The organism is Mycolicibacterium rutilum (assembly GCF_900108565.1).
GTDB classification, from domain to species: domain Bacteria; phylum Actinomycetota; class Actinomycetes; order Mycobacteriales; family Mycobacteriaceae; genus Mycobacterium; species Mycobacterium rutilum.
Genome location: NZ_LT629971.1, coordinates 3,088,292 through 3,111,235, shown reverse-complemented (window position 1 = coordinate 3,111,235; position 22,944 = coordinate 3,088,292). Strand labels below are relative to the sequence as shown.

General features: G+C 67.7%; 14 protein-coding genes and 1 tRNA gene. 5 read left to right on the top strand and 10 right to left on the bottom strand.

The genetic code is table 11. The features are described from left to right. Positions 1–36 precede the first annotated feature (36 nt). Positions 37–456, top strand: a complete 420-nt coding sequence (locus BLW81_RS15175) for a MarR family winged helix-turn-helix transcriptional regulator (protein WP_173839725.1) — start codon at positions 37–39, stop codon at positions 454–456. A gap of 59 nt (positions 457–515) precedes the next feature. Here BLW81_RS15175 and rho read toward each other — a convergent pair whose 3' ends face one another. The 6 genes from rho to argS all read right to left on the bottom strand — a co-directional run bounded on the left by rho (position 516) and on the right by argS (position 9,194). Further along, entirely contained in the window at positions 516–2,480 is a 1,965-nt protein-coding gene (rho, locus tag BLW81_RS15170) for a transcription termination factor Rho (RefSeq protein WP_083407879.1), read from the bottom strand. A gap of 297 nt (positions 2,481–2,777) precedes the next feature. Then, positions 2,778–3,722 (bottom strand): homoserine kinase, encoded by a 945-nt coding sequence (gene thrB, locus BLW81_RS15165; RefSeq protein ID WP_083407878.1) that lies wholly within the window; start codon positions 3,720–3,722, stop codon positions 2,778–2,780. A gap of 3 nt (positions 3,723–3,725) precedes the next feature. Beyond that, on the bottom strand, positions 3,726–4,808 hold the full coding sequence (thrC, locus tag BLW81_RS15160) for a threonine synthase (RefSeq protein ID WP_083407877.1): 1,083 nt from the start codon (positions 4,806–4,808) through the stop codon (positions 3,726–3,728). Continuing rightward, the gene (locus BLW81_RS15155) at positions 4,805–6,124 is read right to left on the bottom strand and encodes a homoserine dehydrogenase (RefSeq protein ID WP_083407876.1); all 1,320 of its coding nucleotides are present in this window, start codon (positions 6,122–6,124) and stop codon (positions 4,805–4,807) included. Before BLW81_RS15155 ends, thrC begins: the two co-directional genes overlap by 4 nt. A gap of 2 nt (positions 6,125–6,126) precedes the next feature. Beyond that, positions 6,127–7,545 carry a diaminopimelate decarboxylase gene (gene lysA / locus BLW81_RS15150; RefSeq protein ID WP_083407875.1) on the bottom strand — a complete coding sequence of 473 codons (1,419 nt, stop codon included), beginning with the start codon at positions 7,543–7,545 and terminating at the stop codon, positions 6,127–6,129. After that, positions 7,542–9,194, bottom strand: a complete 1,653-nt coding sequence (argS, locus tag BLW81_RS15145; RefSeq protein ID WP_083407874.1) for an arginine--tRNA ligase — start codon at positions 9,192–9,194, stop codon at positions 7,542–7,544. The genes lysA and argS overlap by 4 nt, the downstream gene beginning before the upstream one ends. Before the next feature lie 101 nt (positions 9,195–9,295). On the opposite strand from argS, the gene BLW81_RS15140 reads away from it, so the two are divergent. Beyond that, a tRNA-Arg gene (locus BLW81_RS15140) sits at positions 9,296–9,368 on the top strand. Between the two features lie 86 nt (positions 9,369–9,454). Here the strand turns inward: BLW81_RS15140 and BLW81_RS15135 are convergent. Both BLW81_RS15135 and BLW81_RS15130 read right to left on the bottom strand, forming a co-directional pair. After that, positions 9,455–10,480: a hypothetical protein gene (locus BLW81_RS15135; protein WP_083407873.1), complete on the bottom strand. Its 1,026-nt coding sequence runs from the start codon at positions 10,478–10,480 to the stop codon at positions 9,455–9,457. Positions 10,481–10,930: 450 nt separating this feature from the next. After that, positions 10,931–12,091, bottom strand: a complete 1,161-nt coding sequence (locus BLW81_RS15130; RefSeq protein ID WP_083407872.1) for a serine hydrolase domain-containing protein — start codon at positions 12,089–12,091, stop codon at positions 10,931–10,933. Between the two features lie 280 nt (positions 12,092–12,371). Here BLW81_RS15130 and BLW81_RS15125 point away from each other — a divergent pair, with 280 nt between their 5' ends. Further along, positions 12,372–15,248, top strand: coding sequence for a PQQ-dependent sugar dehydrogenase (locus tag BLW81_RS15125; RefSeq protein ID WP_235632010.1), 2,877 nt, complete (start codon positions 12,372–12,374; stop codon positions 15,246–15,248). Here the strand turns inward: BLW81_RS15125 and BLW81_RS15120 are convergent. Beyond that, entirely contained in the window at positions 15,245–16,708 is a 1,464-nt protein-coding gene (locus BLW81_RS15120; RefSeq protein WP_083410561.1) for an amidase, read from the bottom strand. The genes BLW81_RS15125 and BLW81_RS15120 overlap by 4 nt on opposite strands. Before the next feature lie 94 nt (positions 16,709–16,802). On the opposite strand from BLW81_RS15120, the gene fabG reads away from it, so the two are divergent. Both fabG and BLW81_RS15110 read left to right on the top strand, forming a co-directional pair. Beyond that, positions 16,803–17,579: a 3-oxoacyl-ACP reductase FabG gene (fabG, locus tag BLW81_RS15115; RefSeq protein WP_083407870.1), complete on the top strand. Its 777-nt coding sequence runs from the start codon at positions 16,803–16,805 to the stop codon at positions 17,577–17,579. Between the two features lie 222 nt (positions 17,580–17,801). Continuing rightward, positions 17,802–22,022 carry a cadherin-like domain-containing protein gene (locus tag BLW81_RS15110; RefSeq protein ID WP_083407869.1) on the top strand — a complete coding sequence of 1,407 codons (4,221 nt, stop codon included), beginning with the start codon at positions 17,802–17,804 and terminating at the stop codon, positions 22,020–22,022. Here BLW81_RS15110 and BLW81_RS15105 read toward each other — a convergent pair whose 3' ends face one another. Then, positions 22,023–22,913: an SDR family NAD(P)-dependent oxidoreductase gene (locus tag BLW81_RS15105; RefSeq protein ID WP_083407868.1), complete on the bottom strand. Its 891-nt coding sequence runs from the start codon at positions 22,911–22,913 to the stop codon at positions 22,023–22,025. Positions 22,914–22,944: the final 31 nt, after the last annotated feature.

Sequence of the window (22,944 nt, the reverse complement as noted above, 5' to 3'; positions counted from 1 at the left end):
AACGGGGTGAGCGACTGGGTGAGCACCGCGACGTTGATGTTCATCGGTCATCGCGCCGCCGAGGCACGCGTGATGGAGGCGTTGGTGGCAGCGGGTGCCGACGACATCACGCTCGCACAGTCGAGGCTCATGCAGCGCCTGGACCTGCGCAACGTGAACTCGACGGGGATGCGGTTGACCGACCTCGCCGAGCAGGCGCGCGTCACCAAACAGACCGCCGGCGCGCTGCTCGATCAACTCGAACGCAGCGGCTATGTCGTGCGCTCACCCGACCCGAACGACGCGCGCGCCAGGCTGGTCACGTTGAGCGACAAGGGCATGGCGGTGTGCCGCGCCGCCGGCGAAGAGATCGCCAAGCTCGAGGACGAGTGGCGAGCGCATCTGGGCACGCGCAGGTTCGAGCAACTACGCGAGGCGCTGCTGGCCCTGCGCGAGATCACCGACCCCTACCAATGAGTGATTTCGGTGTAGTCAGTCGCGCTCAGCGCAACCAACTACACCGAAACCGCCAAGGTTTAGTCGACGTCCGCCGAACCCGGCGCGGTCTTGGAGACCTGCACCAGGAACTCGTAGTTGTTCTTGGTCTTACGCAGCTGGCTCATCAACAGGTCGATGGCCTGGTGCGGGTCGAGCCCCGAAAGCACCCGACGCAGCTTGTGCACGACCGCGAACTCGTCGGTGGACAGCAGCAGCTCGTCCTTGCGGGTGCCGGACGGGTTGACGTCGACGGCCGGGAACACCCGACGCTCGGCGATCTTGCGGTCGAGCTTGAGCTCGGCGTTGCCGGTGCCCTTGAACTCCTCGAAGATCACCGTGTCACCGGTCGATCCGGTCTCCACCATCGCGGTGGCGACGATCGTCAGCGAGCCGCCCTCTTCGATGTTGCGCGCCGCGCCCAGGAACCGCTTCGGCGGATAGAGCGCTGTCGAGTCCACACCACCGGACAGGATGCGCCCCGACGCCGGCGACGCGTTGTTGTACGCGCGGCCCAGGCGGGTGATCGAGTCCAGCAGCACGACGACGTCCTTGCCCTGCTCGACCAGGCGCTTGGCCCGCTCGATCGCCAGCTCGGCGGCCTGCGTGTGGTCGGACGGCGGACGGTCGAAGGTCGAGGCGATGACCTCACCCTTCACCGAGCGCTGCATGTCGGTGACCTCTTCCGGACGCTCGTCGACGAGCACCACCATCAGGTGGCATTCCGGGTTGTTCGTGGTGATCGCGTTGGCGATGTCCTGCATGATCGTCGTCTTACCGGCCTTCGGCGGCGACACGATCAGCGCGCGCTGACCCTTGCCGATCGGCATGATCAGGTCGATCACGCGCGTCGTCAGCTTGTCAGGCGACGTCTCCAGACGCAGCCGCTGATTCGGATAGAGCGGCGTGAGCTTGTTGAAGTCCGGCCGCTTCTTGGCCTCGTCGACGGGCTTGCCGTTGACAGTGTCGAGGCGCACCAGCGGGTTGAACTTCTGGCGCGGGTTCTGACCGCCGCCGTCGCCCTCCTTGGGCACCCGCACGGCGCCGGTCACCGCGTCACCGCGGCGCAGGCCGTTCTTGCGCACCATGTTCATCGAGACGTACACGTCGTTCGGGCCGGCCAGGTAGCCGGACGTGCGGACGAACGCGTAGTTGTCGAGGACGTCGAGGATGCCCGCGACCGGCACGACGACGTCGTCCTCGCGCAGCTCGGTGTCGCGGTCACCGCCGCCCTCACCGCCGCCACGCTCGCGGCGCCTGCGGTCGCGGAACCGGCGGCCCCGCCGCCCGCCGCGGCCGTCGCCGTCGTCGTCGTTGCTGTTGTCGTTGCGGTTCTGGCCGCCCTGATCAGACTGCTGCTGATCGCCGTCGGACTTGTTCTCCGACTTGGCGGGCTTGTCGCCCTGGTTGCGGTCGCCCCGGTTGCGGTCACCCTGGTTGCGATCGCCCTGGTTGCCCTGGTTGCGGTCGCCCTGGTTCTTGGCACCTTCCGACTTGTCGCCGGTGTTCTTGGTGTCGGTGTTCTCAGCGCTGTCGTTGGCTGCGGGCTGTCCGGCGGAGTCCTGCCCGTCCGGCGCACTCGCGGGACGCGACGCGCCACGACGCTGGCGGCGCGGCGGTTGCTCGGTGCCCGAGTTGTCCGCGGCGGCCGGCTGGTCGGCGGGCGCCTCGGTTGCGGGCGCCTCGGCGGCAGCACGCGGCTGCTTGCCGCGTCCGTTGGAGTCGCCGCGGCGCTCCCGGATGGCAGCGACCAGTTCGCTCTTGCGCATGCCGGATGCGCCCTCGACGCCGATCTCCTTGGCCAGTGCGCGCAGTTCAGGCAGCACCATGGTGGACAGGGAAGCGGCGCGGTCGCCGGATGCGACCTCGGCGGTGGGTGCGGTCTCAGCGGTGGGCGTTTCGGCCGCCCCGCCCGCTGCCGCGGAAGTTGTATCTGGACTCACGGTGTTCGACAGCGCACCGTTGTCGCTGCCGCCCCCAGCCGTGATCAGGTCCGTATCAGTCACGGAGTTCCTTTCTTTCCCTCACAGAACAAGTCATGCGGGGGTTCGGTGCGATCAGCTGATCCACTGAACGCATGGGCGCCACCATTGCCTCTGCAAAGGTGATAGCCGGGTCTCGCCGCCGTGCGGCGAACCGTCAATCCACGAGTAGCCCCAGAGGGAAATGAGTGGTGTCCTAGTGTCGGCGCAGGTAGAGACGCTGCGATTGCCGGACGAAAGCGAGAATATCCCGCATCGCTGCGGGAATCAAGAAAGACATGCGTGTCGTGTGACTTCTGTGATGCCAGTTCGGCCCGGAAGTCAACTGCGCACTGCCACGCCCGACGTCCACCGGACACCGTTCCCGACGACCATCTCGCTGACGGTGAACCCGTTGGCGGTGGCGAATTCGAGGGCTTCGGCCGGCAACTCCGGCGTCGTGCTCAGTGCGAGTACGGCTGGTCCGGCCCCCGAGAGCACCGCCGCAATGCCACAACGCCGCAATACCCGCAGGTATTCCGCCGACGCCGGCATCGCCGCGGCGCGCTGAGGCTGGTGCAGAACGTCCTCGGTGGCCGCCATCAACAGGTCGGGACGCTCGGTGAGCGCCACAACCAGCAACGCCGCGCGGCTCAGGTTGAACCGCGCGTCGGTGTGGCTGACGGTATCGGGGAGCAGCACACGGGTCTCCGCGGTCGACGACCGCTGCTGGGGCACTGCCGAGAACAGTCGGACGTCGGGGTGCACCCGGATCGGCGCGGCGGCGTACCGGGTCGCCGACCCGTCTTTTTCGGTCCACGACACGACTCCCCCGCCGAGCACGGCTGCCGAGGCGTTGTCGGGGTGACCCTCGAACTCCGACGACAGCTGGATCAGCTGTTGTTCGGTCAGCGCGGTCAAACCCGCTTGTGCCACAAGACCATTGACGACGGCCAGTCCGCCGACCACCGCCGCGGCGGACGACCCGAGGCCCCGCGAGTGCGGAATGTCGTTGCGGCAGCGCACCGTCATGCCCGCGACGCTGACGCCGGTCGCCTGCAGACCCCGGTCGATGGCCCGGACGACCAGGTGACTGGCGTCGAGCGGCACCTGACCGGCGCCCTCGCCCTCGACCTCGACGGTCAGGCCGGTTTCCGTTGTCTCGACGACGATTTCGTCGTAGAGGCTCAGGGCGAGCCCGAGGCTGTCGAAGCCCGGGCCGAGGTTGGCGCTGGAGGCGGCGACGACCGAGGTCGCGGTGAGCCCGACGGGTAGTGCGTGTGTCACCGGCTAGCCCAGGCCCAACTGCTCGACGACGGCGACCGGATCGACCGGCACGGCGATGACCGGCGGCATGCCCTTCAGCGCGGTGTCGGGGTCCTTGAGCCCGTTGCCGGTCACCGTGCACACCACCGTGGACCCCTTGGCCACCCAACCGTCGTCGATCGACTTGAGCAGGCCGGCGATGCTGGCCGCCGACGCCGGTTCGACGAAGACGCCCTCGGTGCGTGCCACCAGGTGATACGCCGCCAGGATCTCTTCGTCGGTGGCGGCCAGGAACTTGCCGTTGGACTGCTGCTGGGCCTCCACTGCGGTCGCCCACGACGCGGGTGAGCCGATCCGGATCGCGGTCGCGATGGTCTCGGGATCGCTGACCGGTTCGCCGAGCACCAGGGGCGCGGCGCCCGCGGCCTGCGTGCCCAGCATGCGGGGCAGCCGGTCGGACAGCCCGTCGCGGTGGTACTCGGTGTAGCCCTTCCAGTACGCGGTGATGTTGCCCGCGTTGCCCACCGGCAGCGAGTGCACGTCGGGGGCGGTCCCGAGTGCGTCGACGATCTCGAACGCGGCGGTCTTCTGCCCTTCGATGCGGAACGGGTTGACCGAGTTGACCAGTGAAACGGTCGGGAAGTCGGCGGTCAGCTTGCGTGCCAGTTCCAGGCAGTCGTCGAAGTTCCCGTCGATCTGAATGATCTTGGCGCCGTGCATGACCGCCTGGGCCAACTTGCCCATCGCGATCTTGCCCTGCGGCACCAGCACCGCGCAGGTGATGCCGGCGCGCGCCGCGTAGGCCGCGGCCGAGGCCGAGGTGTTGCCGGTCGAGGCGCACAGCACCGCCTGCTGGCCGTGCGCGACGGCCTCGGTGACCGCCATCGTCATGCCGCGGTCCTTGAACGACCCGGTGGGGTTGAGCCCCTCGACCTTCAGATGCACGGTGCAGCCGGTGTATTCGGACAGCCGCGGCGCGGGCAGCAGCGGGGTGCCGCCTTCGCGCAGGGTGATCGGGGTCCAGCTGTCCTGGACCGGCAGCCGGTCCCGGTACGCGGCGATCAGCCCGGGCCAGGGCTGGTGCACAATCTGCGACGGGGTGCTCATTCGCTTGTTCCTTCCATGCGCAGCACGCTGTTGATGCTCTGCACCACATCGAGATCGGCGAGCGCGTCCACGGTTTCGGACAGCGCGGCGTCGGTGGCTTGATGGGTGACGACGACGATGCGGGCGCCGCAGCGCTGACCGCCCTCGTCGACCATGCCCTCCTGGCGCACCTCGGCGATGCTGACCTCACGCTTGGCGAACTCGGCTGCCACGGCGGACAACACGCCGGGGCGGTCGGCGACGTTCATGTTGACGTAGTAGCGGGTGGGGATGAACCCGATCGGCGCGATCGGCAGTTTGGCGTACTTGGACTCGCGCGGACCACGGCCGCCCTGGACCCGGTTGCGGGCCGCCATCACGAGGTCGCCCATCACCGCGGACGCCGTCGGCGCGCCGCCGGCGCCCTGGCCGTAGAACATCAGCCGGCCGGCGGCCTCGGCCTCGACGACCACCGCGTTGAACGCGCCGTTGACCGAGGCCAGCGGGTGGTCCAGCGGCACCAGCGCCGGGTAGACGCGCGCCGAAACCCGTTGCTGACCTTCGTCGCTGGTGAGCCGCTCGCAGATGGCCAGCAGCTTGATGGTGCAGCCGAGCGCGCGGGCCGAAGCGAAGTCGGGGGCGCTGACCTTGGTGATGCCTTCGCGGTAGACGTCGTCGGCGGTGACCCGGGTGTGGAACGCGATCGAGGCGAGGATGGCCGCCTTGGCCGCGGCGTCGTACCCCTCGACGTCGGCGGTCGGGTCGGCCTCGGCGTATCCGAGCGCGCTGGCGTCGGCCAGTGCGCTGGTGTAGTCCGCGCCGGTGCTGGCCATCTCGGAGAGGATGTAGTTGGTGGTGCCGTTGACGATGCCCGCGACGCGCACCACGCTGTCGCCGGCCAGCGACTGGGTCAGCGGCCGGATCACCGGGATCGCGCCGGCGACGGCAGCCTCGAAATACAGGTCCACGTGGGCGTTTTCGGCGGCTTGCGCGAGTTCGCCGGTCGACACCGCCATCAGCGCCTTGTTGGCGGTCACCACCGACTTGCCCTGCTCGAGGGCGGCCAGGATCGCCTTGCGCGCCGGGTCGACGGGGCCCATCAACTCGACGACGATGTCGACGTCGTCGCGGGAGACGAGTTCCTCGATGTTGTCGGTCAGCATGCCGACGGGCACACCGCGGTCATCGGCGACACGACGCACACCGACACCGCGCAGCACCAGCGGTGCGCCGATGCGGGCGGCGAGGTCGTCGGCGCTTTCCTCGATGATGCGCACGACCTGGCTGCCGACGTTTCCCAGACCCAGGACTGCTACGCCGATCGGCTTGTCCGTCATTGCTACCTCACTTCCAAACTCAGCAGATCGTCGACCGTCTCCCGGCGCAGGATCAGACGGGCTTCCCCGTCGCGCACGGCCACCACAGCGGGACGACCGATCAGGTTGTAACGGCTCGACATCGAATAGCAGTAGGCGCCCGTGGCCGCGACGCCCAGCAGGTCACCGGGCTCGATGTCGTCGGGCACCCAGGTGTCGCGCACGACGATGTCGCCGCTCTCGCAATGCTTTCCGACGACACGCGCGAGCGCCGGCTCGGCGTCGGCGACGCGGGAGATCAGCCGTACGTCGTATTCGGCGCCGTACAGCGAGGTGCGGATGTTGTCGCTCATCCCGCCGTCGACGCTGACGTACCGGCGGTGCGCGGTGGCGCTGACCGCGACGTCCTTGACGGTGCCGACGCGGTACAGCGTGATCGTGCCGGGGCCGGCGATGGCGCGGCCCGGTTCGACGACCAGGCGCGGGGCGGGCAGGCCGACGGCGGCGGACTCGTCGCGCACGATCTTGGTGAGCTTGGCCGCCAGGTCGGCGATCGGCGGCGGGTCGTCCTGCGGGAGGTACGAAATGCCCAGTCCGCCACCGAGGTCGACGATCGACATCTGCGCGGTCTTGTCGACGCCGAACTCGGCGACGACGTCGCGCAGCAGCCCGATGACCCGGTGCGCGGCGATCTCGAAGCCCGCGACGTCGAAGATCTGCGAGCCGATGTGGCTGTGCAGACCCTTCAGCCGCAGATGGTCGGCCTCGAAGACGCGGCGCACCGCGTCCATCGCGGCGCCGGAGGCCAGCGACAGCCCGAACTTCTGGTCCTCGTGGGCGGTGGAGATGAACTCGTGGGTGTGGGCCTCGACGCCGACCGTGACGCGGATCAGCACGTCCTGCACCACTCCGGCGGCGCCGGCGATCCGATCGAGGCGCTCGATCTCGATCATCGAGTCGACGACGACGTGTTCGATGCCGGCCTTGACGGCGGCGGTCAGCTCGTCGATCGATTTGTTGTTGCCGTGCAACGCGATCCGGTCAGCGGGGAACCCGCCGGCCAGCGCGACGGCCATCTCGCCGCCGCTGGCCACATCGAGCGACAGGCCTTCCTCGGCGATCCAGCGGGCGACCTCTTTGCACATGAACGCCTTGGCGGCGTAGCGGACGTTCTCACCGCCGCCGAACGCCGCGGCGATCTCGCGGCAGCGCGTCCGGAAGTCGTCCTCGTCGACCACGAACGTCGGCGTGCCGAACTCGGCGGCGATGTCGGAGACCTTGACGCCGCCGATCGACACCTCGCCGCCGTCGTCGCGAACGGTGCTGCGGGGCCATACGTTTGGGGCGAGCAGCAGCACCTCGTCGGACGACTGCGGGCGCGGCGGAGCACCGGCGTGGTGCACCTCTTCGGCGTGCCGGGGTCCGGCAGGATGGGCGATCACATGCGCTCCGGTGCGGAGACGCCGAGGATGCCCAGACCGTTGGCGATCACCTGGCGGGTGGCCTGGCACAGCGCCAGACGCGCGCCGTGCAGTTCGTTGGGCGCCTCGTCGCCCTGCGGCAGCACGCGGCAGGAGTCGTAGAAGCGATGGTAGTCACCGGCGAGGTCCTCGAGGTAGCGCGACACGCGGTGCGGTTCGCGAAGTGCCGCAGCGGTTTTGAGCACCCGCGGGAACTCGCCGATGTTGCGGATCAGCGTGCCCTCCTTGTCGTGGGTGAGCAGCTGCAGGTTCGCGGTGTCGGCGGTGACGCCGAGGTCGGCGGCGTTGCGGGCCAGCGCGGACAGCCGCGCGTGGGCGTATTGCACGTAGTAGACGGGGTTCTCGTTGGACGCCGAGGACCACAGCGCGAGGTCGATGTCGATCGGGCTGTCCACCGACGAGCGGATCAGCGAGTACCGGGCGGCGTCGACGCCGATCGCGTCGACGAGGTCGTCGAGGGTGATGACCGTGCCGGCGCGCTTGCTCATCCGGACGGGTTGGCCGTCGCGGACCAGGTTGACCATCTGCCCGATGAGCACCTCGACAGTGGCGGGGTCCTCCCCCAGCGCCGAAGCGACCGCTTTGAGCCGGGCGATGTAGCCGTGGTGGTCGGCGCCGAGCATGTAGATGCACAGGTCGAAGCCGCGGGCTCGCTTGTCGAGGTAGTAGGCGATGTCGGCGGCGACGTAGGCCGGTGCGCCGTCGCTCTTGATGACGACGCGGTCCTTGTCGTCGCCGTAGTCGGTAGTGCGCAGCCAGACGGCGCCGTCCTTCTCGTAGATGCTGCCGGCCTCGCGCAGTTGGGCGATGGCCTCATCGACGCGCCCGGAGGTGTGCATCGAGTCTTCGTGGGTGTAGACGTCGAAGTCGGTGCCGAACTCGTGCAGGGACTGCTTGATGTGGGTGAACATCAGATCGACGCCGATGGCGCGGAAGGTCTCGCGCATCTCGTCGTCGGGCAGGGCGAGCGCGCCGGGGTCCTTGGCGAGCACCTGAGCGGCGATGTCGGCGATGTAGTCGCCGGCGTAGCCGTCGTCGGGGGTGGGCTCGCCCTTGGCGGCCGCGATCAGCGAGTTGGTGAACCGGTCGATCTGGGCGCCGTGGTCGTTGAAGTAGTACTCGCGGGTGACGGCCGCACCCTGGGTGGACAGCAGCCGGCCCAGCGCGTCGCCGACCGCGGCCCAGCGGGTGCCGCCGATGTGGATGGGGCCGGTGGGGTTGGCGGAGACGAACTCGAGGTTGATGTTGGTCCCGGCCAGCGCGTCGGAATGGCCGTAGGCGGACTCGGCGCCCAGCACGTCGGTGACGATGACGTTCTGCGCCGACGCCTCGAGGCGCAGGTTGACGAACCCGGGGCCGGCGACGTCGGCGGCGGAGATGCCGGGATGCTCAGCCAGCGCGGCGGCGAGCCATCCGGCCAGCTCACGGGGGTTTGCGCCGACCTTCTTGCCCAGCTGAAGGGCGAGGTTGGTGGCGTAGTCGCCGTGGTCGGGGTTGCGCGGGCGCTCGACGGTGACCGTCTCCGGCAGGGCGGACGCGTCGAGGCCATGCTCGGCCAGCACCGCGGCAGCGGTGGTCTTGAGCAGGTCGGCCAGATCGGCGGGGGTCACGAGGGTCCATCCTATGGTCTCGGGTGGTCAGCCCCCGAATCCGTTGACCGTCGCCGCCATGCGTTAGGCTGTGCAGGCCCATCGGCGCAAGTTATGCATGCGCCCCCGTAGCTCAGGGGATAGAGCGTCTGCCTCCGGAGCAGAAGGCCGCAGGTTCGAATCCTGCCGGGGGCACTCACGTGCAGACCAACGCTGCCTACCGACCGAACAAAGAGTTCCATGTGCCCCGGCCTGCTGTATCGCTGCGCTGGCCGCCTCTTTCAGACGCGCTCGGACCGAAACCGCTGTTGTTGGCGTGCTCCGTAAGCTGCCTGCTTGACGGCGTTGTCATCCTCCAGCCCAGATCCGAGTGCACCGCCCAATGTTGCGACTGCTGCCACCAGCCATGCCAGCCTCAGATAATCCGAGGGGCCGACCGCGTGGCCGAGATTCTGCCCGAGCAGCGTCGGCGGAAGCGTCCACCACGCGGTTAGCAATAGCAGCACAAACGACGACAGGTGCAGGACTACTACACCGATGGTCAAGGTGATGACGGTCGAGGCATTGTAAAGAGCGGCACGTTCCCGTTCGATTCTTCCGCGCGGCCGTTCCCATAGTTCGTGATTAACGATCAGCCATCCCACCATCGCCGCCGTCGCGAGAAACGTTGTCGCACTTTGTCGCCACGGCCCCATCGTCGCGGAGAGCTGCCAGATGGTGGGATACGCCAAACTCACCGCGCCAGTGGCGAAGGTTGCCATCATGACACGCGAGAGGCCAGCCGCTAACCGCCACGGGCGATTGGCATAGACCATGCCAATGAGTAGACGCAGCCGCGCGAACGGGGGCGGCGCCGTATAGCGCACACTGTGCTCGTCCTCGGTCCTCCTCAGCCTGCCGACATGCGCTGGCCGATCCGGCTGATCCTCAATTTCGGCCACGACTCCCGTGACCGTGTCTCTCACTCGTCGCCGGATGAACAGGCCGCCCATGCACGCCACGGATACGACACCAAAACGCCCAGGGACGCTGATATCAGCCACCACCGGAAGTGTGCCGTCACGACGGGGCAGGTCAGTCAGGTACACCACGATGTCCTGCGGCTGGTTTGCTGGGTCGACTCCCTGCATGACCTCTGCAAACGTCGCCTGCTCGGTCAGTCGATATGTACCCTCCTGCGCCGAGATCAGCCATTCTCGGTCTGATGCCGAGATATCGGCCAACGTCTCCCGCAGGCTCGAGGAGAGGTCTTGTGCCAAAGCCGCTGGGACGCCCGGATCCGAGACCAGCAGAAGCGAAGTGGACATCTCGAGGTCCGTACCCCGCGAAGCATGGCATAAACGAACGTTTGGACGTCGTCCGGTGAGCGAAGATTTGACGCTCTAGGCAACAACGCAGTCAGCACCTCGGACGCCCCGATGTCACGCCCGGTGACCGCCGATTATGCGTCAGGCCGCCCTTCTGTCAGAGTGCCGCCAGTCGCGTGCGGTGACTTACTGATGGTCAATCGATTTCCCATCACGCATAGAAGCGCTCTTCGATGAGCACTCGGTTGCCGGGATGACACCTGCTACGCGCCAGAATGGGAGCAGCGGCTCACGCGAAGGTCGCGTTCGATTAGCCCGTGCCAGAGCCCGTCGCTGAACACTTCCCGCACGAGGTGGTACGTCGTCACTCGTGAGCTTTGATGTTCACGACCTGCGTGGTCGCGCGCCGACGGGTGCGCGTCGCATCGGTAGTCAGGCGGGTCAGGCGCGTCAGGCGTCGGGCTCGTCGATCATTTCGGGCGGTTGCGGGCCCAGCTCGTAGAGGTTCTCCGGCGTCACCAGCTCGGTCACGACAAAGGCGATCTGGCCGGCCGAATGTGGTTCGGCCACATCGGAGTTCACAGACACCACCAGCGTTGCGTCGCGCTCGGGCAGATAGACCGCGACCGTCGCGTAGCCCGGGATGTCACCGTTGTGGCCCCGCCAGCCCTGGGCGTTGAAGATCGCGAACGCATAGTCGACGCCCGGAACCACCGACGAGCCGCCGCTGAGCCGTTGCGTCTGTGTCTCCGGTCTCAGCAGCGCGCCGCTGCCCAACGTTTTCGCCCAGATGCGCATGTCGTAGACGTTCGACACGATCTTGCCCGCCGCGTCCGCCCAGGACGGGTTCCACAACGTGGTGTCGACGATCGCCTCGGCCGGCGACTTGTTGTACCCGTGCGAATACGGCGCCGGCAGCCAGCCGTCGACCGGATAACTCGTCTGCGTGAGTCCGGCAGGGCCGAAGATGTTGTCCTGCAGGAACTGTCCGAGCGGAACTCCCGACACCTTCTCGATCACCATGCCGAGCAGCACCGTGTTGGTATTGGAGTACTCGTAATCGGAATCCGGCGCGAAGTTCATCGGCTGGGCAAACGCGAGGTCGACGAGCTCGCGCGGCGTCGTCGCGAAAGCATCCGGTCCCAACGGCGACTCACGGTAGAGGCGGTCGACGAACGCATCGACATCGGTGTAGTTGGCCAAGCCGCTACGCATCCTGCCCAGCATGTCCAAGGTGATCACGTCCCCGGACGGCACGCCCTCGACGTATTGAGAGATCGGGTCACTCAGACGGATCCGGCCCTGATCGACAAGTTGCAGAATCGCCGTGCCGGTGAAGGTCTTGGTGACGCTTCCGATGCGGGTGTGCGCATCGACCACCATCGGCGCGCCGGTGGTGGTGTCGCCCACCCCGAACGCCTTCAGGTACTCGATCTCCCCCGGGATCGACAGGCTCACGACCGCACCGGGAGCGCCCATCTGGGCGAGCCGCTCCTCGATCACATGGTCGAGCCGCGCGGCCAGGTCGAGCGGTTGCGCGACCGCGGGCTGCGCCGTTGCGAGTGTCGCGGTCGCAAGAAGAAGCGCAGTCAGTATCCGGGCGACTCGCATGTCGCACCCCCGATCGCTGGTGACGCGCCGAGCGTAACCGGGGCGCCCACCATTCGCGACCATTCACTGCAATCCATCCATCAAGCCATCCAGGCGTCCTTTAATGGATAAACCGCCCGGCACTTGATGTTCAGCAAATTTCAATATCACTTTGGCCATTGCCATGAGTATGCGATGAACATGCAGATCAGCGGGTTTTGCCGTGCACTGCGAATTTGAGTGCCATAGTTAGCCAGCGAATCGTTTCGCCGTGACGAGCCAGTCAATTATGGGGGTGCACATGGCCATTTCCGGTTACGCCAGATACATCGGCCGAGTGGGGGCACTTGCTGTCGCGCTCGGCGTGACGGGCGCCGTCGCCACCAGTCCCGGTATCGCGTGGGCTGACGAGCAGACGTCCTCGACCGGGGCCGAATCCTCCGATACGAACTCCAACGACCCCGGTCCGTCCTCGGGCACCACCTCCGCCACCGATCCGGATGCCGAGTCCGAATCACCATCCGAGACGCCGACAAGCGGCGAGGAGGACGTCGACGCCGCGCCTGAGGAAGACGCCGACCCGGACGAAACCGAAGACGAAGAGGCCGGCGAGAACGAGGAAGCCGAAGAGCCCGAGCAGGAACCGGAACCCAGCGACGAGGTCACCGACAACGACAGCACCGACGACAGCACCGACGATTCATCGACCGAGGCGCTCCCCGAAGCCACCGTCAGAAACGACGACACCTCACCCGCGCCAGAGGAAACTGCCGACGACACCGCGACGCAGGACACCACACTGCTGGCCGCGAACACCCATCGCAGTACCACCGACGCCGAAAGCCAAGCAGAACAGGCCGTCTCGGTCACCCACGTTCCGGTCGTCCCGTTCCGGCTGCCCACGCCCGACCAGGTCGTGCGGCAGGTCCGCGACGCCGTGACGACGTGCGTCTGCAACGTCATCAGCGGCACGATCAAGCTCGTCAACGCCGCGATGTCGGTATTCACCGGAGGCGGCGGAACGGCCGGCCCCGGCGGCCCGATGTCACCGCTGGGCAACCCGCTCATCGCGGCCGTGATGGAATGGGCCCGCAGAGAGACCACTCGTGTCGTCGAGTTCGTCAGCCGCACCCCGGTTGCACAGTTCCTCCACGGCGTCACCCAGCAGATCACCCAGGCCGTCGCTGACTTCGGCAATTCTCCGTTCGGACGCCAGTTCTCGGCTCAGATCGGCCAGTTCCTCGCGCAGTGCGAGGAATCCTTCTCGCTGCCCGACGAACTCGAACGTGTGGTCGTCGTCGGCGGCCTCACCGAGCCGACGGACTTCGCGTTCCTTCCCGCCGACGGGGACAGCGACACCGTCGACCGTATCTTCATCACCGAAAAGTCCGGCACCATCAAGGTTTACAACCCCTCCGACGGCACAGTCACCACCCTGACCACCCTGCCGACCGTGACGGCCGACGGTGAACGCGGCCTCGTCGGCATCGAGGTCGACCCGCAGTTCTGGACGATCGGCGCCGAGGGCTATCACACCATCTACGTGGCCTACACCGGAGCGGACAACTTCGACCGGCTGTCGAAGCTGCGGCTCGACCCCGACACCCTCGGATACCAGAGCGAGCAGGAACTGCTGGTGTCCACCGAGCTGGGTAACAACTTCCACCACGGCGGTGAACTCCAATTCGACCCGCAGGGCGAATACCTGTACTGGGCGGTGGGCGACAACACCGAGGGCGATAACGCGCAGGACCTGAGTAACATTCACGGCAAGATCCTGCGCCTCGACCGCAACGGCGAAGCCCCGAGCACCAACCCGTACTTCAACACTCCCGGTGCCATCAAGCAGATCTACGCCACCGGGTTCCGCAACCCGTTCCGGTTCACGTTCACCCCGAACGGCAAGCTGCTGGTCGCCGATGTCGGTGAAGCAGAGTGGGAGGAACTCAACGTCGTCACCCCCGGCGGCAACTACGGCTGGCCGTCCGAAGAAGGCGAGTGCGACGACTGCGAGTACGTCAACCCGATCTACGCTTACCCGCACTCCGCGCCGCCCGCCAACGCCGGCTCCATCACCGCCGTCCTCGTCTACACGGGCACAACGCTTCCCGACGAGTACCGCAATAAGGTCTACATCGCCGACTACTCGGTCGGGTGGATCAAGGAGCTGACGTTCGACCAGGAGTTCACCAGCCTGATCAGCGAGCGGACCTTCGACAGCAAGGCCGGCACCACCGTCAAACTCGACCAGAGCCCGGACGGAAACATCTACCAGCTCAACATCTATCCCGGTCAGCTGTCGGTGATCCGGCCCTCTGGCGGCAACCGGGGCCCGACGGCCGTCATCACCGCCTCGCCCACCTCCGGTGCTGGCAGCGAGCTGACGGTGAATTTCTCCGCCGACCAGTCGACCGACCCCGACGGTGATCAGCTGCAGTACCGCTGGACCTTCGGCGACGGACGCACCTCAGAGGAGGTGAACCCGACGATCAAGTTCACCAACACCACCGGCGCCTACACCGCCTACAACGTGACGCTGACGGTCACCGACGGCGACAAGACGAGCACGGCGACCCAGCGGGTCGTCGTCGGCAGCACAGCGCCCACCGCCACCATCAAGGACACGCTGCCCGCCAAGTACGACGCCGGCGACACCATCACCTTCGAAGCCGAAGGTTTTGACCTCGAAGACGGTGCCCTGCCGCCGGAGGCATACAAGTGGACTGTCGTGTTCCACCATGCCGAGCACACACATCCGTTCCGCGACAACATCATCGGCACCAGCGGCAGCGTCACCATCCCCCGCACCCGTGACCAGCTCGGCAACACCTTCTACCGGGTGTCGCTGACGGTCACCGACAGCAGCGGCCTGTCCACCACCACCTTCAAGGACATTCATCCCAACACGGTCGAGTTGACGTTCACCGCCAGCCATCCGGATGCGGCGTTCACCGTCGACGGTGTCCGGTATGTCGGCTCGCACGTCATCGAGGACGCGGTCGTGGGCGTCGAGCGCGTGGTCAGCGCGCCGTCGCCGCAGGCAGCCGACGGCGGGCAACTCGTGTACGTCGGGTGGTCCGACGGTTTGGGGCAGAGCCACACCATCACCACACCCGAGGACGCCACGGAATACACGGTGACCTACAACTTCGTCCCCGCCAACGCCGTGGTGGTCTAGGCCCCACTCCAGGACGGCGGCCGGCGATCGGCCCACGGCGCCGCCGCCTCCAATTGTGCGGCGAGTTGCAGCAGCACGGTCTCGTCGCGTGCCATCAACTGCACACCGATCGGCAGTCCGTCATCGGTAATCCCCAGCGGTAGCGAGATCGCCGCCCGGCCCGTGACATTGGCCAGCGATGTCCACCCCGTCGTCGCGAACTCGACGTCGAAGAACGCCCGCGTGGTGCCGCGCGGCTGATCCAGCAGCGCGTAGGGCGGTGGCGCCGTCAGCAGCGTCGGGACCAGCAGCACGTCGTAACCGGCCATTCCAGAAGCGAACCGGCGGGTCTGGGCGTGGATCGCCGCGATGGCCTGCGCGTACTGCAGCCCCGTCGTGGTGAAGCCCTCGCGCACCATCACCCAGGTGCTCGCCTCGAACTCGTCCTCGGCCGGTTCGCGACCGAGGTGGTCGGTGGCGAGCGCGTGCAGTTGGGCATTGCTGACCGTGTGCAGCACCGCGATCGCGTCGGTCACCGCATCGGAATCGACTGTGGGAGCGCCGGAGTCGACAGCATGGCCGAGCTCGCCGAGCAGACCTGCCGTCTCCTCGACGGCGGCGATCACCGCCGGGTCGGTCGACGGCCCGGGGAACGGTGAGGCGGTGGTCGTCAGAATGCGTTGTCGCGTGGGCCTTTCCGCGACGGCATCCAAGTACGTGCGCGGTGGCGGCGGGGCGGCATACGGGTCTCCGTCAGCGCTGCCCGCGATGACGTCGAGCAGGGCGGCGCTGTCGCGCACCGTCCGCGTGAGCGCGTGCCCGTTGACGAGGCCCTCCAGGCCGTGACCCGCGCCCGGCGCGAACGAGCTGCGGCCGCGGCGCGGTTTGAGCCCGACCAGCCCGCAACACGATGCAGGCACCCGGATCGAACCGGTGCCGTCACCGCCCGAGGCGGCCGGCACCACGCCGGCGGCCACCGCGGCGGCCGAACCTCCGCTGGAACCTCCCGGTGTGGCCGTCGGCGACCAGGGATTGACCGTCGGGCCGAAAAGCGAAGGCTCCGTGGTGCAGTGGTTACCCCACTCGGGGGTGTTCGTCTTGCCGAAGACGACGAGGCCCGCCGACAGGTACTGCTCCACCACCCAGTCGGTCTGCGTCGCGACGTGGGTGCGCAACGCCCGCGACCCCATCGCCTCCGGTGTCCCGGCGAGCGAGGCACCGAGATCCTTGAGCAGAAACGGCACACCGGCCAACGGACCCGACGCACCCCGCCGCGCGGAACCCGACGCATCCAGCGCCGCGGCCTGGTCCCGGCCGCGGTCAAAGAGATCGGTGATGACGGCGTTGAGTGGCCGTGACGCCTCGAGCCGGATGATCGCCGCCTCGAGCAGCTCAGTGGCCGTGAGTTCGCCGGCGGCGACCAGCGCGCCCTGGCCGATCGCGTCAAGATCGGCCAGCGCGCGGGCTTGCCCGGAGTCCATGGCTTCGCAATCCTGGTGCCTCAACACCTGACCGGCAACCGGAGCCGACAACGGCTGCGCTGCGAAGACGCGCCCGGTGACCGACACTTGAGCCGTGTTCTCGCTCACGGGTAGGTCGGTTGTCGTCACCGGCGGCAGCAAGGGAATCGGCCGCGGCATCGCCGCGGTCTTCGTCGAAGCCGGTGCGAACGTCGCAATCTCCGCCCGGTCGGCCGGCGACCTCGACGACGCGGTGGCGGCGCTCGACGGTCTCGGCGACGGCAAGGTGATCGGTGTCCAGGCCGACGTCAGCGACCCCGAGTCGTGCGGCGCGATGGCGGATGCCGTCATCGAATCCTTCGGTGGCATCGACGTTCTGTGCGCCAACGCCGGCATCTTCCCCGAGGCGCCGCTGGCCTCGATGACGCCTCAGCAGCTCGCCGAGGTACTCGACACCAACGTCAAGGGCACCGTTTTCGCCGTGCAGTCCTGCCTGCCCGCGCTGATCGCATCGGGCCGGGGCCGCGTGGTCCTGACGTCGTCGATCACCGGGCCCATCACCGGGTTTCCCGGCTGGTCGCACTACGGCGCATCGAAGGCGGCGCAGTTGGGGTTCATGCGCACCGCCGCGATCGAACTCGCGCCGCACGCGATCACCGTCAACGCGATCCTGCCGGGCAACATCCTCACCGAAGGACTCGCCGACCTCGGCGACGACTACCTCGCCGGGATGGCGCGCGCGATCCCCGCCGGCGCGCTCGGCACCCCTGCCGACATCGGCTACCTCGCCGCGTTCCTCGCCTCCGACGAGGCCGGGTATCTCACCGGCCAGGCGATCGCGGTGGACGGCGGGCAGGTGCTGCCCGAATCGCCCGACGCGCTCACCGCCTGACCCACACCCGCTAACCTCTTCGCTTAGCTACTTTCCGCAGTGCCTCGACCGGCGGAAACGTGCCTGACGTGGGCAAATTTGCTTGATCCTTCACGTAAGTGAACTTCTCGCAGGTAGGCGGCGTCTAACGACAATCGCGAACCGTTTACCCTGAGCTTCAGTTATTGACGCATCGTCTGAGATATTGTCGATCGTGCGTTACTGAGCTAATGGGGGTACGGGATGGGATACAGCGGCTACATCGGTCGAGTCGGGGCGCTCGCGGTCGCGCTGGGGATCGGGTTCGCGGTGGGGTCGCCTGCCGGCGTCGTGTGGGCGGAGCCGACGGACGGCAGCGCGGCGGATTCGAACCCGTCCGCCGACCAGTCGGCCGATTCCCCCACGAAGCCAGAAGCCGCCGCCGGCGACGAGTCGACCGAGCCGGAACCGGAAACCGACCCGGTCGAGGAACTCGACGATGCGGTGGAGTCGGACCCGGACGATGCGACGCCGCCGACGGTGGAGCCTGATCCCGAGCCTGAGCAGGTAGACGAACCGGCGGCAAAGGTCGACAAGAACGACAAGAACGACGCGCTCAACGCCGAACCGACCGAACCTGCATACGCCAACCGGGTCTCCGGCCCGTCGGCCGCGGCGACACCTGCGGACGTGCCTGATTCGCAATTCCGGTCGGCCGGCGAACCCGTCGAGCAGCCGGTCGAGGCACCGGCGGAGCAGTTCGTCGCCGCCACGCTCCTCCAAGAGGATCAGCAGGAACAGGAGAATCAAGAAGCACAGGCGCCCGTCCCAGCGCCGACTCCCCCGCCCTCGATCTTCACCGCGCTCAACACCCTTGTGGCGCCGGCGATCTCGGCGTTCTTCGGTGCGCTGTCGGACAATCCGACGTCGTCGCCGCTGGCGTGGCTGTTCGCGGCCTTCGCCCGCAGGGACGTCGGCGAAACCACCGCGGCCGCCGCGGCCAACCAGTCGCCCACGGTATCGACCGAATTCGACTCGCCGGCCGCCGCGACGGGCGCCGTCACCGGCACGATCGTCGCCGTTGACCCCGAGGGCAACAAGCTCACCTACAAGCTCACGTCGGCGCCCGCTGACGGCACCGTGACGTTCAACGCCAAGACCGCGACGTTCACGTACACCCCGACGACCGCTCAGCGCATCCTGGCCGCCACCACACCCGAGCTCGACACGGTCGCGATGACGGTGACGGTCTCCGACGGGACCAACAACGTCGTGCAGGTCATCGACGTCCCGGTGGGCGAGGCGCCGATCGCGAAACTGGCCGACATCGGCCCCATCAACGACTCCACGGCCGTCGTCACCACCGCGACGCGCGCCTACGTGACCAACCGGGCCGCCGGCACCGTGACGGTCATCGACACGGTGAACAACACCGTCGTCGGCACGCTGGCCGCCGGTCCGACGCCCGACGCGCTGGCCATCAAGCCCGACGGCACCCGCCTGTACGTCTCGAGCGCGGAAAACAACACGGTCACCGTGCTCAACACGGCGACCGGCGCCGTCGTCAAGACCATCGCCGTCACCTCCCCCAAAGCGATGGCGATCAGTCCGCGCGGCGACGTGCTGTACGTCGCAACGGACTCCGGCACGCTCACCCGGATCAACACGACGTTCAACTCGATCGACTCCGTCGCGAAGCTACCCGCCGGGACAAAGCCGACCGGCCTGGTGGTCGGCTCGGACGGCGCCACGGCCTACGTCATCGGCACCAAGCCCGACGGCACCGGCTCGGTCTCCGTAACGCGGTACGCCTGGTTCTCGACCCAGACCAGCGCGTTCGCCGAATCACCCGCCTCCCCAACGAGTATCGCGATCAGTCCGGACAACAAGCGCCTCTACGTCGGCGCGGCCGACGGCACACTGACCGTCTACGACACCGGTTCCCGCGCGGTGCTCGGCTCGTACAACACCATCGGCGAGGACCCGATCACCGGCCTGACCGTCAGCCGCGACGGCACCATGGTCACCGCGGTCAACCAGCGCGGCTGGGTGCTGACCGTGGAACCGAAAACCGGTGAGCTGCTGCGGATGTTCTGGACCCGTCCGGAGGTGGACCCACTGTCAGCGGCGTCGAGGATGGCCGCCACCCCGGACGGCCGACAGTTGTACATCACCAACTCCGACGCCGGCACCGTCTACGCGGTGTCGCTCATCGGCCCGAACACCGCCCCCACCACCGCTGCCCCGACCACGCACGCACCCAACACGACGACGGGCGCCGTCACGGGCAAGATCGTGGCCGCCGACGTCGACAAGGATCCGCTGACCTACGCGGTCACCAGTGGCCCGACCAAGGGCAAGCTCACGCTCAAGACCGACGGCACGTTCACCTACACACCCACCGCCGCGGCGCGCCACGCGGCGGCCGTCGCCGACGAGTCGCTGAAGACCGATTCGTTCACCGTGGCGGTGTCCGACGGCCGCGGCGGCGTGGCCTACTCGACCGTCGAGATCGACATCTCGGCGACCAACAAAACCCCGACGGTCACCAAAACGGTTGGCAATCCGAACAGTTCGACCGGGGTGGTCACCGGGAAGATCTCCGCCAGCGACGGCGACAAGGATGCGCTGAGCTACGCGGTGACCAGCGGACCCGCCAAGGGCACGCTGACGCTGGCGCCCAACGGGTCGTTCACGTACACACCGACGGCGGAGGCGCGCCGCGAGGCAGCCAGAACCGGTGCCCCGGCGACGGCCACACAGGACACGTTCTCCCTCACCGTCGACGACGGGCACGGTGGCGTCGTTCCGGTGACGGTGACCGTCAAGGTCAGCCCGCTGAACTCGAAGCCGACCGGCGTCACGGCGGCCGACGTGTGGGCCAACCCGAACAGCGGCGTCGTCACCGGCAAGTTGTCCGCGACCGACGCCGACAACGACACGCTGACCTACTCCGTGTCCGCCCCGAAGACGGGCACGCTCGTCGTCGGCGAGGACGGTCGGTTCGCCTACACGCCGACCGACGCCGCGCGCCGGGCCGCGTCATCGCCGTGGGCCGCACCATGGAACAAGCAGGAGACCGTCACGGTCACCGTCACCGACGGATACGGCGGTACGGCGACTTACAAGCTCAACCTGACGATCCGGCCGTACGGGCACGTCAACGCGGCCCCGACGAACCCCACTGCGACGGTGAGTGATCCGACGCTGGCGATCGGCACGGTGACCGGCGTCGTGTCCGTCGTCGACCCCGAGCGCGACGCCCTCACCTACACGGTGGAGACCGGCCCGACGAGGGGTGTGGTCAAGGTCGACGCGGCGACAGGCGCGTTCACCTATGTGCCGGACGTCGAATCCCGTTACGCGGCAGCAGCTTCGCCGAGCAACGCAACCGACACCTTCACCGTCACCGTCAGCGACGGCTACGGCGGCACCACGACCACGACCGTCGTGGTGGCGGTCGCTCCGCCGGACACGGCGGCGTCGGCGATCGACCAGCGCGCGACGACGGTGGCCGTGGCCACCCCCGAGTTCTGGTGGTACTCCGACGAGGACCTCGCCACAGGTCTGGACCTCATGAAGGAATCCGGGGTGGACACCATCCGGATCCTGATCCCCTGGTTCCTGGTGGAACCCGAGGACGACGTGTGGACCTGGGACCGCACCGACCGACTAGTGTACGGCGCGCGGGACCGCGGCATCAAGGTCCTCGCCGTGCTCAACCATCCGCCGGAGTGGGCCGTGACACCCGGCACCGATCCGCTCGTCGGCTCCCCCGCCGACCCGGCCGAGTACGCGGAGTACGTCGGCATGGTGGCGACCCGGTACAAGGGTGAGGTGGGGGCCTACGAGATCTGGAACGAACCCAACGGCCAGATGTTCTGGCAGCCGAAGCCGAACGCCGCCGACTACACCAAGCTGCTGCAGGCCGCCTATCCAGTGATCAAGGAGATCGATCCGGACGCGGTGGTCATCGCCGGTTCGATCGGCGCCATCCTCGACGAGGGCGACTGGGCCACCGACTCGGTGCGCTTCCTGAAGGAGATGTACGAGGCGGGCGCGGCCGGCTACTTCGACGCGCTGTCCTACCATCCGTACCACTACACGACGCCGTTCTCGACGGGCGCCTGGCTGCAGGGCTCACCGATCAACCAGCTCGACGAGATGCGCGCCCTGATGACCGCGCACGGCGACGGCAACAAGAAAATCTGGGCCACCGAATACGGTCAGCCGGCATCGGTGGAGTCCGAAGTGAACCAGGCCTACTACATCGCGGACTTCCTGCAGGCCTGGCGCGACCTGGATTACGCGGGTCCGGCGTTCATCCACACCATCCGCGACCTCCCGCCGGAGATCGAGAACCCGGTCGAGGAGTCCCTCGGACTGTGGCGGTGGGACTGGTCGAGGAAACTGGCGCTCGGCGTCGTCGAGACCATCATCGAGGAGAACAAGGAGCGGCTGAACCAACCGCCGAGCGAGCTGTAGCTACAGCGGAAGGCTTGTGCCCGTTTCCTTCTCGGCGAACTCCCACAGTCGGCGCGCGTCCTCGTAGTCGCACGCCGCCGCGGCCCTGCCGCTGAGCGTCGGAGCGCCCTTCAGGCCCAGCCTGCTGTCGATGCCCACGTAGCTGCCGGGCGGGATCGGCTCGGTCATGCAGTACAGGGTCGGCGCGGCACCCGCGTCGGTGTCGTTGGCGAGCACGATCGCCGAGGCCTTGACCACCGTGTGAAGCGCTGCCATCACAGGCTTCTCAGAGACGTTGGACAAGTTGGAGGCCACCCAGCCGGGGTGGGTCAGGTAACTGCGCACCGGTGAATCGGCCTCGCGGAGACGGCGGTCCAGTTCGAGGCCCCACAGCATCACCGCGAGCTTGGAGCGGGCGTACGCCGGGAACGCCGACCACTTGGCCCAGCGCAGGTGGGGGTCGTCGAAGTCGATCGTGGCCCGCTTGTGCGCGTCGGAACCGACGTTGATGATCTGCGACCGGACCCGGGGGAACAGCAGGTTGGTCAGCGCGAACGGCCCGAGGAAGTTGGTGCCGAGGGTGTTCTCGAAACCGTCGACGGTCTCCGCGCGTTTCTGCGCGACGACGCCCGCGTTGTTGATCAGGATGTCGACGTCGCCGTCGAGCAGCTCCGGGAACGCCCGCACCGACGACTGATCGGCCAGATCGAGTCTGAGCACCGAGGTGTCTCCGCCCATTTCGGCCGCGCGTTGCGCGCCGAGTTCGAGGTTGCGCACCGCGAGCACCACATGGGCACCGGCACGAGCCAGCGCTGTTGCGGTCGCCAGGCCCACGCCGTTGGTCGCGCCGGTGACGATGATTCGCTGTCCGCTCAGATTGCCGAGTCGGCTCGGCGACCAGTTCGTAGCCACGGTCAGAGACTAGCGAGGCGCCTGTCGGTGT